The organism is Devosia sp., from assembly GCF_041917035.1.
Lineage (GTDB): Bacteria > Pseudomonadota > Alphaproteobacteria > Rhizobiales > Devosiaceae > Devosia_A.
The window spans coordinates 1-11,872 of the sequence record NZ_JAYRYM010000115.1; the positions used below are offsets into that span (position 1 = coordinate 1).

Consider the following 11,872-nt stretch of genomic DNA (forward strand, 5'->3'; position numbering starts at 1 on the left):
TCGACACGATTGCCAGCACCGACCCGACCCATGGCGGCATCGACGACATCGAGGCCGGCCTGGGGGCCGACATCGTGGTCGGCGGGGCGGCGGGCGATCAGCTCAAGGCCGGCGGCGACACCGACACCTCGCGCGACATCATCCTCGGCGACGACGGCGAGCTGGTCTTCTTCACCACGGGCGACGACACCGGCTACCTGAAGTCGGCCAAGAGCATCAACCCGGCGTACGGCGGCGGCGACACCATCACCACCGGCAATGGCGACAACATCGTCATCGCCGGCTCGGGCGCCGACGACGTCGACGCGGGCAGCGACGACGACATCATCCTGGGCGACAACGGCGAGATCATCTTCAGCGCGGCCGACATCGTCGAGCGCATCTCGAGCACCGATCCGGACTACGGCGGCATCGACGACATCGAGGCCGGCGACGGGGCCGACATCGTGGTCGGCGGCGTCGCCGGAGACCTGATCTCGGCAGGTGGCGAAACCGACGTGGACGAGGACATCGTTCTCGGTGACGAAGGCGAGCTGCTGTTCTTTGCGACCGGCGAGCTCCAGCATGCCTACTCGATCGTGCCGGACAAGGGCGGCGCCGATACCATCACCACCGGTGGCGGCGACAATGTCGTCATCGGCGGTGCCGACGGCGACAGCATTACCGCCTCGGGTGGGGCCGACATCATCCTCGGCGACAACGGGCGGCTCGAATTTGACCTCGGCGGCCCCGAGGACTCGCGCCGTCTCATCCTCGCTCGCTCGACCGACCCGCTCCTGGGCGGCGGCGACACCATCGAGGCCGGCGACGGCAACGACCTGGTGTTCGGCGGCACCGCGGCGGACACCATCCGGGGCAGTGGCGGCCACGACATGCTGTTCGGCGACCACGGCCTCTACGACATCGACCTGCCGCTCGACTCACGCGGCGTCTCGATCTTCTTCCGCTCGGGCGATGAAGGCGGCAACGACACCATCCACGGTGGTGACGGCGACGACATGGTCTTCGGCCAGCAGGGCGACGACACCATCTACGGTGACGGCGGCGACGACGACATCGTCGGCGGCCACAACGTGGTCGGTGGGGCCGACGGTTCCGACACCATCGATGGCGGCGACTTCCACGACGTCATTCTCGGCGACAACGGCATGATCTTCCGCACCCGCACCGTCGACGACTGGAAGACGGTCGATTGGGAGCGCGGCTACTGGGGGGCCGGCCGCGTCTACGGCGCCATCATCCGGGACGTGCTGCGCTTCGATCTCAGCGATTACGTCGGCGGCAACGACATTCTCGGCGGCGGCCGCGGCGACGATCTGATCTACGGCCAGCGCGGCAACGACACCATCGACGGGGGCGGCGGTCTCGACGATCTCGTCGGCGGCATGGGCAGCGACACGATCCGCGGCGGCGGCGGCAACGACATCCTGATCGGTGACGAAGCGACGATCTACAAGGCCTTCGACGGCAATGGCAGCGCCAGGCTCAACACCGACCTGTCGTGGCACCGCGACATCGTGCTTGAGGAGGTCGGTGTCATCACTGATCGGCCGGCGATCAACACCAACCAGCACGCCGTCGATTCGACCTATGCTGCGGCGCTGCTCAACTCCGACATGGTCCTGCTCGCGGGCGGCTACACCGATGCGGGCAAGCAGCTTTCCGGCAACGGCGCCTGGGCGACGAGCGCTCTGCTGGTCGAACTGGAGAGCGGCTGGAACGATACCCTGCAGGGCGAGGACCAGGACGATCTGCTGATCGGTCAGCGCGGCAGCGACAGCCTCGCCGGCGGCAACGGCAACGACACCCTGTTCGGCGACAGGGCGACGAACCTCTCCAGCGTGTCGACCGACCTGCCTCTGATCATCAATGCCGTCCGGCTGATCGGTGCCTCGTCGGCGGCCGGGGTGTTCATCCCGATCGGCGGGCAGGTGGTGACCCCGATGGTCGACCTGATGCCGTCGGCCCTCAACCCCAATGCGCCACAGCTCAACCTCATCCCCGATGCTGCCGGGCGGCTTGCCGACATGGCGCGGAACGACCGGTTGATCGAACTGGCCGGCAGCGGCTTCGGCGCCAGCACGCTCGAGGTCTTCGCCTCCCTGGTGCCGGACCTGGTCCACTCCGAGGATACGCTGCCCCGGGGCGACGCCCTCAGCGGTGGCGACGGCAACGACACGATCTTCGGGGATGACGGCCTGATCTTCTCGCCGATCGAGACCGGTTTCGCGACCATCGACAACGAGATCAACGGCGTCTCGGCCTCGCTCTTGTCCTTGCTGGCCGACTTCGACGCGCTCTCGTTCGGCCAGGCCGCGATCGAGTCGATCGGCAGGACGACGACGCTGGGCTACGGCGCCGGCAACGACGCCATCGATGCCGGTGCCGGCGACGACACCGTCTTCGGCGATTTCGGGCGCATCATCATGCCCTCGACGCACGGCCTGTCCGCCAGCGGCGCCTCGCTCCAGGCCGCGGCCCTGTCCTTCCATGCCATGCTGCAGGATCTGCAGCACGTCACCGCGGACATGGCCTTCGTCGTCCACGAGACGTCGCATGGACTGATCAACGAGTACGCTAGCCGCACCGGCTTCACCTCGCCGTCGAACTATGTTGCCGGCGGCAACGCCACGACCTGGAAGATGCGGCCCTCGACCTACCAGCTGCTGCTGGGCAACGACACCATCGCGGCCGGCGACGGCAACGACATGGTCGTCGGTGACAGCGGCTTCGTCGTCGCGCAGGCCATGGCGGCCAATGGGACGATCGCCGGCAGCAAGGTGACATCGGCGGCTCACACCACCATCGAGAATGCCCTCAAGGCGCAGGACAACACCCTCGACACCGCGCTGCGCAACCATCTCAACGCCCGCCATCCGGACGATACCACCAAGCACACCAGCCAGTCCGACAAGAAGGCGCAGTGGCTCTTCGAGAACGGGCATCCGTTCCAGCTCAGCGTCGGAAACGACACCATCATGGGCGGGATCGGCAACGACACGCTGGTCGGCGATTTCGCCACCATCCACACCGGCGTGCTGTTCAGCCCGACCAACGACTCGCGCGAGGTCACCGACCTCTCCAAGGCCGCGGACACGGCGCTCGGCACGCTGGCAACGCGTCTCTTCGTCTCCGGCAACGGCTACCGGCCGCTGAACGCCGAGGCGATCATCACGGGCGCTGGCCTCATCACCCAGGTCAAGACCAGCGACTGGTCATACGATGGCGGCTACAACTACTGGTGGCTCGAGACCAAGCTCTCCGACAAGCGCCATTCGCAGAAGATGGCGTCCTCGGCCCTCACCCTGTACAGCGATCGGATCGAGGGCGGGGACGGCAACGATATCCTCGTGGGTGATGCCGCAACGCTCAAGCCGCTGATCGCGCAGGGCAATACCACCGGCCTGTACAACACCTTCACCGTCGTGCCGGTGGCCGAGTCGGGCTTCACCAGCGCGGCCACCGACGCCTATATGTACAAGTTCGGCCCGTTCGCCCGGCTGCTGGCGCCCAATGACGAGAACACCGCGCACGGCCACAACTACATCGTCAGCGACGATACCATCTATGGCGGCATCGGCGACGACATGGCCTTCGGCCAGATCGGCAACGACACGATGTACGGCGAGGCCGGCAACGACCGGTTGTCCACCGGCGACGGCAGGGACTGGGTGTCGGGCGGGGCAGGGACCAATCAGGTCGCCATCACCTCGGGTCGCGACACGCAGGCGACCAGCGGCGGCGGCAAGGACAACAAGGTCACCACCATCGATGTCGGGGGCACCGCCAAGCCGCTCGTCCGCACCACATGGGGCACCCCGATGGTGAGCGCGCTGGCCACCGACATCATCGAGAGCAAGTCGCTGTTGCAGCCGTCCGGGGCCATGTTCGTCGGCTTCCGCGACTACAACACCGCGGCCCCGCCGAGCAGCACCGACAAGTTCCAGCTGATCAAGGCCGTGTCGATGGTGGTTCCGACCACCACTTCGCTGATTTCGGCCGTGCGCTCCAGCGAGATTGTCGTCAAGCTGGTCGATGAGGATCGCAACGCCAATACCGCGTTCCAGCAGCTGTGGGTCTATGACGAGGTCAACCAGGTGTTCGTGGCGCAGAACGCCACGGAATCCGAGACCGTGCCGCTGCTGACCGAGACGCCGGTGCGCAAGCGGCTGCCTTCGGTGCTCTACGATGTCGAGGGGCAGAAGTGGATCACGGTCGATTACGAGGAGGGGTACGGCGACTGAGGATGTCTGACCGGGGAATCGGCACATTTGTGCCATCGGAAGGCAACATTTCCGCCATATGGTTAATTCCTTTGTTGACCGCGGCGCGCAGACCCTCCTAACCTTTCGTTGCGGCGCGTACTGATTTGGCCGCAAAACCGAATTGGGCGGGAAATGCATATGTCCAGGCGCACTTGGGCCTTGTTGGGGGCTGCGGTTTCGACGCTGTGGAGCGGCGCCGTGCTTGCCGACGACTACGACTGGTCCGGCTTCCGGCTTGGCGCGACGGTTGGCGTCGGGATGGGCGCCGTGGCCTGGGACGAGATCGATGCGGGACTGTCGGAAAACCTCGGGACGTTCGGTTCGCTGGCGGTGAACGGCGGGGTGTTCGCCGGTTACGATCTCGAGGTCGCGCCCGGCATGGTCTTCGGTCTCGAAGCCGGTTTGCAGTTCTTCAACGCCGAGGGCAGCAGCACGCAGCTCACCGTCCTTGATCAGTACGAATTCCGCAGCCTCGGAGCCGCCTATGCCGGCGTACGGGCTGGCGGCGAGGTCGCAGCGGGCTCGCTGCTCTACGGGCGGCTCTCCTACGCCGCCATCCATGCCCAGTCGAGCGTCGACACTCCGGCCGCCCAGGAAGGCTTCGTGCACGGCTACCAGGCCGCGATCGGCCTTGAAACCGAAGTCATGGACAACGTCACCGTGCGGGTGGAGGGCACCTACACCAAGGCCCTGACCTCGTTCGAGACCAATTACGACGGTTCGGTCTACCTCGATACCTACACCCCCGATCATCTGGGCGTGAATGTCGGCGTCACCTATCGCTTCGGCAATGAGGGCCGGGGTCCGCGCCTGGCCAATGCGGCGCCGCAGCGCTCCTGGTCGGGTGGCTATGTCGGCGTGCTCGCCGGCGGCATGAGCTCCAGTACCGTCAACGGCTTCCGCGAGACGGCCATTCCCGGTGCCGAGGGTCCCGTGTCCTATATCGGCTACGAACTCGGGGCCTATGTCGGCGTGACCCAGCAACTGGGCGAGCAGTTCGTCGTCGGCCTCGAGGGCGACGTGAGCTACCACACCGCCGTCTGGGACTTCGTCGATGACGAGAGCCGTGATATCGGCAGCTCCGATCACAAGGCGCAGGTTTCCGCGCGCCTCGGCTTCCTCGTCAATCCGGCGACCCTCATCTATGCCCGCGCCGGCTGGGGCCTGATGCACATCAATCCCGATGAGCTGCTGGCCGAACCCGGCACCGAGGCCGCCTATGTGCAGACGCTGTCGGCCGGTCTGGGCATCGAAGTGATGACCTCGCCCAATAGCCTGCTCAGGGCGGAAGGCATCTACACCACGGCGATCGAGGAATACCGCTTCAACGACACGGTGCTCAATCCGCTCTACATCAAGCCGAGCTCGCTGTCCGCGCGGGTCGGCATGGCCTTCCTGTTCTAGGCGGAAGCCATGGCAAGTGAAGCGAGCGGCGCGGACTCGGTGGCAGACGAGTCGGCGCGGGCGGCCGAGAAGTCGGTGGAGTGGATCGATCGCAACATGGCGACCCACTTCGCCAACGTGGTCAACGTGCAGTCGACGCGCGAGCAGGTCGATCTCTTCTTCGGCACCAACCAGACCTGGAACCTGACGGCGGACCCGCGCGTGGCCGTCGAGCTGTCCAACCGCATCATCCTCACGCCGCACGCGGCCAAGCGCCTCTGGGTGGTCCTGGGCGGCGTGCTTCGCGAGTACGAGCAGCGGCACGGCGTGTTGACCGTCGAGCGGTCCTGAGGCCGCGGGTGAACGCCGGGCCGGCGCGAGGGCACCATGGCTGAGAGCGCCGCCGTGCATGGGAATGCCATTCCGCTGCAGCGTCCGCAGGCCGCCGCGCCTGCCGAGGATGCCGTCTGGAAAGCGCTGCGCGAGGCCGAGGGGCTCGAACAGGCCAGCAAGCCGTGGCTGGTGCTGCAGGCGAGGTTGATCTCCCCGGACGCCGCCGGAGTCGTCCTGCTCAAGGGCAGCGAGGAAAAGCTGGTTCCCGCGGCCGTCGTGCCGGCGGACCGGCCGTCCGATCCCATGCTGCATCGGCTTGCCGAACTGGCCATTCGGCAGCGGCGCGGCGTCGTCGGCATGACGCAGAGCGGTTCCGGCGCCGTCGCCTATCCGATCACGCTCGGCGAGCGGACGCTCGGCGCGACGGCCATCCTGTGCAAGTCGGACGCCGCGCAGGCCATGCGGCAGCTGCAATGGGGCACCGCCTACCTGAGGGACCGCGCCTCGCGCCAGGCGCTGGGCGATGCGGAGGCCGAACTGGCCCGCAATGCGGCGGTTCTCGAGCTGCTGGCCGTCACGCTCGACGAGGAGCGCTACCAGGCCGCGGCGCTCGCTGCCGCGACCCATCTCGCGCTGGCCTTCGACTGCGATCGCGTGTCGATCGGTGTCCTGCGACGCGGGACGGCAAAGGTCATCGCCATCTCGCACAGTGCCAGCTTCGGCAAGCAGATGCTGCTGGTGCGCCGGCTTGGCGCCGCCATGGACGAGGCCATCGATCAGCGCGCCGTCGTCGCCTTCCCTCCGGCGGAGGGCGATGCGCCGCTGGCGACGCGGGCCCATGGCGAATTGGTCGAGGAGGCGGCGAGTGCGCGGGTGCTCACCGTTCCCATGCTTGTACGGGACGAGTTCGTCGGCGCGGTGGTGTTCGAGCGGCCCGCCGACCATCCCTTCGAGGCCTCCGAGGTCGAAATCCTCAATGCCGTGACCGCCGCGCTGGGGCCGGTGCTCGAGGAGCGCCGCCTCAACGATCGCTGGATCGGCTTCAAGCTCGCCGACGCCGCGGCTGGCGTGGCGCGCCGGCTGTTCGGCCCCGGCCACGCCGTGCTCAAGGCCACGGCGGCGGCCCTCTTGATCGTGGCCGCATTTCTGTCGCTCGCCACCGGGGCCTATGAGGTCACGGCAAAGGCCGGCCTCGAGGGCATGGTGCGCCGCGCCGTGGTCGCGCCGCTCGATGGCTTCGTCAAGTCCGCGCCGGTTCGGGCCGGCGACCGGGTCGAGGAGGGGGGACTGCTCGCCGCGCTCGATGACGGCGATCTGACGCTGGAGCGCCTGCGCTGGGCCACCGAGCGGCAGCAGCGCCAGATCGAGTACGATCGCGCCTTCGCTGCCCGCGACCGCTCGGCGCTGGCCACCAGCCGGGCCCAGATCGACGAAGCCGACGCGCAGATCCGGCTGGTCGACGAGCAGCTGGGGCGGCTGCAGCTGAAGGCGCCCTTCGCGGCACTGGTCACCGCCGGCGACCTCAGCCAGTCGATCGGCGCGGCCGTGTCGCGTGGGCAGACCCTGTTCGAAGTCGCCCCGCTCGATGCCTACCGGGTCAACCTCGCCGTCGATCAGTCCCAGATCGGCGATGTCCGGGTCGGCCAGGAGGGGGCGGTGCTGTTCGCTGCCATTCCCGAGCAGTCGTTCCCCTTCGTGGTCGACAAGATCACGCCGGTGGCCGAGGCCCGCGATGGCCGCACGGTGTTCCGCGTCGAGGGGCGGATGACCGGTGCCCCGGACCGGCTGCGCCCCGGCATGGATGGCGTCGCCAAGATCGCCGTCGATACGCGCTCGCTGGCCTGGATTTGGGCGCGACCCTTCCTCGACTGGGTGCAGGTCGCCACCTGGCAGTGGTTGCGCTGAGGCAGCCATGGCCGGCTCGCCCTTCAGTCCCAACTGGTACCGTGTCGCGGACCTCACGCCGCGCCTCCGGCCGCATGCGCAGATTCACCGCCAGCGCTTCCGCGGGGAGCCGTGGTACATCCTGCAGGATCGCCAGAGCGGGCGCTTCCATCGCATCTCGCCGGCTGCCAACCTGATGCTCAATCTCATGGATGGGCGCCGCACCGTGCGCGACATCTGGCAGGCCGTGGCGGAGCGCTCCGAGGACGAGCCGCCGACTCAGGACCAGGTGATACAGCTGCTCGGCCAGCTGCACGCCGCCGACCTGCTGATCGGCGAGGCCCCGCCCGATCTCGGTGAGCTGGGCGACCGGGCCACGGAACAGGCGCAGCGCAGCGTCATGCAGCGCCTGCGCAACCCGCTCGCCCTGCGGCTGCCGCTGCTCGATCCCGACCGGTTCCTCGATGCGCTGGTCCCGGTGTTCAGGATCGTCTACTCGCTCGGGGGCCTGCTCGTCTGGCTCGGGCTGGTTCTCGCCGGGCTGGTGCTGGCCGTGCTGCACTGGCAGGAGCTGACGGTCGATGTCGTCACCGAGGCGCTGACCACGCAGAACCTCGTGCTGCTCGCGCTCGTGTATCCGCTCATCAAGCTGCTGCACGAGATGGGCCATGCCTCCGCCACCAAGGTCTGGGGCGGCGAACTGCACGAGTTCGGCATCATGCTGCTGGTGCTGATCCCGGTGCCCTATGTCGATGCATCGGCGTCCTCCGCCTTCCGGGAGAAGTGGCGGCGCATCGTCGTCGGGGGCGCCGGCATCATGGTCGAGCTGGCCGCCGCCGCCGTCGCCATGATCGTCTGGGTCAATGCCGAGCCCGGACTGGTCCGCGCTGTCGCCTTCAACGTCATGCTGATCGGCGGTGTCTCGACGCTGCTGTTCAACGGCAATCCGCTGCTGCGCTTCGACGGCTACTACATCTTCGCCGATCTGATCGAGATTCCCAACCTCGCAACCCGCGCCAACAAGTACTTCTTCCACGTGCTGCAGCATCGCGCCTTCGGGCTCGAGGATGGCGAGAGCCCGGTGACCCACGACTCCGAGCGGCCCTGGCTGTTCGGCTACGCGGTTCTGGCCGCGATCTACCGCGTCGGCGTCTCGCTCGGCATCGCCAGCTTCGTGGCGACGCAGCTGTTCTTCGTCGGCGTGCTGATCGCGCTCTGGACCCTCGGGCAGAGCTTCGTCTGGCCGATCGGCAAGGGCATCGCCTACCTCGCCTCCAGCCCGCGGCTGGGCGGACGCCGACTCCGGGCCGCGACGATGGTCGCGGGCGTGGCCGGACTTGTGCTCGCCGCTCTGTTCGCCCTGCCGCTGCCTTATGCCACCGTGGCTCAGGGGATCGTCTGGGTGCCCGAGCAGTCGCTGCTGCGCAGCGGCACCGACGGCGTCGTGCAGCGCGTCGCGGCGCTCGACGGTGCCGATCTGCGCCCGGGTGCCGGAGTGCTCGAACTCGAAGACCCGATCATCGATGCGCAGGTTGCGGTGCTGACGGCGCAGCGGGCCGAGTATGCCGCCCAGCTCGATGCGGTGCGGGCTCTCGATCCGGTGCAGGTGCGCCTCATCGAGGGCCAGCTGGCCCATATCGAGGCCCGCCTCGCCGCCTTTGCGCAGCGCAAGTCGGAGCTCTCGCTGCGCTCGCCGACGGATGGCCGGCTGATGCTGGCCGGTCCCGACCTCGTCGGGCAATACCTGCGGCGGGGCGATCTCGTCGGCTATGTCGTCGGCGCCGACGATCCGGTTCTGCGCGTGGTCGTCTCGCAGGCCCAGATCGACCTGGTGCGACTGCGCCGGGGGCCCATCGAGGTACGCTTTGCCGGTGCGCTCGCCGCGGTGCGGCCGGCCGAACTGCTCCGCGAGGCGCCGGCGGCGCAGACCGCCATCCCGTCGGCGACGCTGACGACCGAAGGCGGCGGCGACATCCTCGTCGATCCGCGCGATCCGCAGCGCGGCCGTGCCCTCGAGGGGCTGTTCTTCGTCGATCTGCGGATCACCGATGGCCGGCCTGTCGATCGGCTGGGCGAGCGTGTCTACGTCCGCTTCGATCACGGCACCGAACCCATTGCCTTCCGGCTGCTGCGCACGCTCCGGCAGGTCTTCCTCTCGCGCTTCGGAATCTGATCGTGAAACCCTCCTGCGTCCTCGCTTTCGCCCTCGCCTTCGCCCTCGCCGCCGCGCCCCCGGCATCCGCCGAGCCGTTCGATTGCGTCATCGATCCCTCCGCGCAGATCAAGCTCGGCAGCCCCGTCTCCGGGGTCCTCGCCGAGGTGCTGGTCGAGCGCGGGGATTTCGTCGAGGCCGGCCAGGAGATCGCGCGGCTCGAGTCCGGCATCGATCAGGCCACCGTCGAGGTCGATCGCCTGCAGGCGGACTCGAGCGAGGAGCTCAACGCCGCCCAGACGCGCCTCGAGCTGGCGCAGACCCGGCTGGCGCGTGCCCGGGCCCTGGCGGAAAAGGGCGTCGCCACCACCGAACAGGTGGAACAACTGGCGGCCGAGGTGCAATTGGCCGAGCGCGAGCGCGAGTTGCAGGTGCAGCGTCGGCGGCTTGCGGCGCTGGAACTCGAGCGCTCGCTGGCGCAATTGGCGCGGCGCACCATCCGGGCCCCGATCGCCGGCTATGTTGCCGAACGCTCGCTCAGCGCCGGCGAGTTCATCGATCAGAGCGCTTCGGTCGCAACGCTCGTGGCTCTCGATCCGCTGCGGGTCGAGACCTTTCTGCCGGTCTCCTTCTGGGGCCAGGTGCAATCGGGCATGGCCGCCATCGTCACCTTGGCCGAGCCCGTCGCCGGAACCTATCCCGCCACGGTGAGCGTCGTCGATCGGGTGTTCGATGCGGCCAGCGGCACGTTCGGGGTGCGGCTCGATCTGCCCAACCCGGATGGCGGCCTGCCCGCCGGGCAGCGCTGCGCCGTCGAGTTCGCCCTGCCGTGAGCGGGCCCGCGCCCGAGGACGCCTTCCTTGCGAGCTTTGTCGGCGCCGCCGCACTCCGCTTTGCCCTGCGTGCCGGGCTGGTCGATGTCCTGTCGCGGGGGGCTTTCGACCTGCACGAGCTTGCCGCGGCCGCCCGGCAGGAGGTCGGCGGCGTCGAGACGCTCTGCGGGCTGCTCGCCGCGGGCGGCGTCGTCGAGCGAAGAGGGGAGTCCGTCGGCCTTTCCGCCGCATTCCGGGCGGTGCTGCCGCGGCGGCACGCGCTCGAGAGCAAGCTCGCCTTCCTCGATCTTGCCGCTCGCGACGTCCTTGACCACCTGCCCGCCATGCTGTTCGACAGCGCGGCCTACGTCGCCTCGGGCCGGGTGTTCGAGCTGTTCCGCTATGACCTGGCGCTCGAGGTCACCGAGGCCAACCTCGCGGCGACACGCCGCTGGGTGGACTACACGACCGCACTCACCGAGCACGAGGCGCCGCTGCTCGTACCCCTGCTGCCGATCGACGATGTGTCCCGGCTGCTCGACGTCGGTGGCAATAGCGGCGCCTTCGCCCTCGCCCTGTGCGCCGCGGTCCCGGGCCTTTCGGCGACGGTTCTCGATCTGCCGGTTGTCGTCGAACTGGGGCGACGGCATGTGGCCGGCCATGCGGCGGCGGAGCGGGTCGCCTTCGTCGCGGCCGACATGCGCCGCGATCCCTGGCCCGCCGGTCACGACGCCGTCTGCTTCAAGTCGGTACTGCACGATTGGCCCCTCGACGACGCGCGCCACCTGCTGACCCGGGCCCGCGACAGCCTGCCGGCCGGAGGCCGGGTGCTGATCGTCGAGCGCGGCCGCTTCTCCCCGGCCGCGCCGCTGCCCTTCGGCACGATCGCCAATCTCGTCTTTTCGCGCTTCTACCGGGCGCCGTCGGTCTATGCTGAACTGCTGGCCGAGCTGGGATTCGTCGACATCGAGACCGGCGGCATCGAGATCGACATGCCGTTCCACGTCGTGAGCGGAAGAAGGGCAGGACGCCGATGAGACCCC

The 11,872-nt window shown here is 68.5% G+C and carries 7 protein-coding genes; all 7 read left to right on the forward strand.

From position 1 onward, the window contains the following. The coding region (locus ACE3TU_RS12725; RefSeq protein ID WP_374624712.1) for a calcium-binding protein at nt 1-4,244 on the forward strand (4,244 nt) is incomplete at its 5' end. A 159-nt stretch (nt 4,245-4,403) separates the two neighbouring features. Beyond that, nucleotides 4,404-5,669 (forward strand): outer membrane protein, encoded by a 1,266-nt coding sequence (locus tag ACE3TU_RS12730; protein WP_374624714.1) that lies wholly within the window; start codon nt 4,404-4,406, stop codon nt 5,667-5,669. Between the two features lie 9 nt (nt 5,670-5,678). Next, nucleotides 5,679-5,999 (forward strand): DUF3467 domain-containing protein, encoded by a 321-nt coding sequence (locus tag ACE3TU_RS12735; RefSeq protein WP_374624716.1) that lies wholly within the window; start codon nt 5,679-5,681, stop codon nt 5,997-5,999. A 36-nt stretch (nt 6,000-6,035) separates the two neighbouring features. Further along, the gene (locus ACE3TU_RS12740; protein WP_374624718.1) at nt 6,036-7,886 is read left to right on the forward strand and encodes an efflux RND transporter periplasmic adaptor subunit; all 1,851 of its coding nucleotides are present in this window, start codon (nt 6,036-6,038) and stop codon (nt 7,884-7,886) included. 7 nt (nt 7,887-7,893) lie between these two features. Then, nucleotides 7,894-10,038, forward strand: coding sequence for a PqqD family peptide modification chaperone (locus tag ACE3TU_RS12745; RefSeq protein WP_374624720.1), 2,145 nt, complete (start codon nt 7,894-7,896; stop codon nt 10,036-10,038). A gap of 2 nt (nt 10,039-10,040) precedes the next feature. Beyond that, nucleotides 10,041-10,850 (forward strand): efflux RND transporter periplasmic adaptor subunit, encoded by an 810-nt coding sequence (locus ACE3TU_RS12750; RefSeq protein ID WP_374624722.1) that lies wholly within the window; start codon nt 10,041-10,043, stop codon nt 10,848-10,850. Then, nucleotides 10,847-11,866, forward strand: a complete 1,020-nt coding sequence (locus ACE3TU_RS12755; RefSeq protein ID WP_374624724.1) for a methyltransferase — start codon at nt 10,847-10,849, stop codon at nt 11,864-11,866. Before ACE3TU_RS12750 ends, ACE3TU_RS12755 begins: the two co-directional genes overlap by 4 nt. Nucleotides 11,867-11,872 lie beyond the last annotated feature (6 nt).

What these genes read in the sequence shown, in the direction of transcription:
- ACE3TU_RS12740 (WP_374624718.1), top strand. Translation starts at nt 6,036, where the DNA reads ATGGCTGAGAGCGCCGCCGTGCATGGGAATGCCATTCCGCTGCAGCGT.
- ACE3TU_RS12735 (WP_374624716.1), top strand. Translation starts at nt 5,679, where the DNA reads ATGGCAAGTGAAGCGAGCGGCGCGGACTCGGTGGCAGACGAGTCGGCG.
- ACE3TU_RS12730 (WP_374624714.1), top strand. Translation starts at nt 4,404, where the DNA reads ATGTCCAGGCGCACTTGGGCCTTGTTGGGGGCTGCGGTTTCGACGCTG.
- ACE3TU_RS12745 (WP_374624720.1), top strand. Translation starts at nt 7,894, where the DNA reads ATGGCCGGCTCGCCCTTCAGTCCCAACTGGTACCGTGTCGCGGACCTC.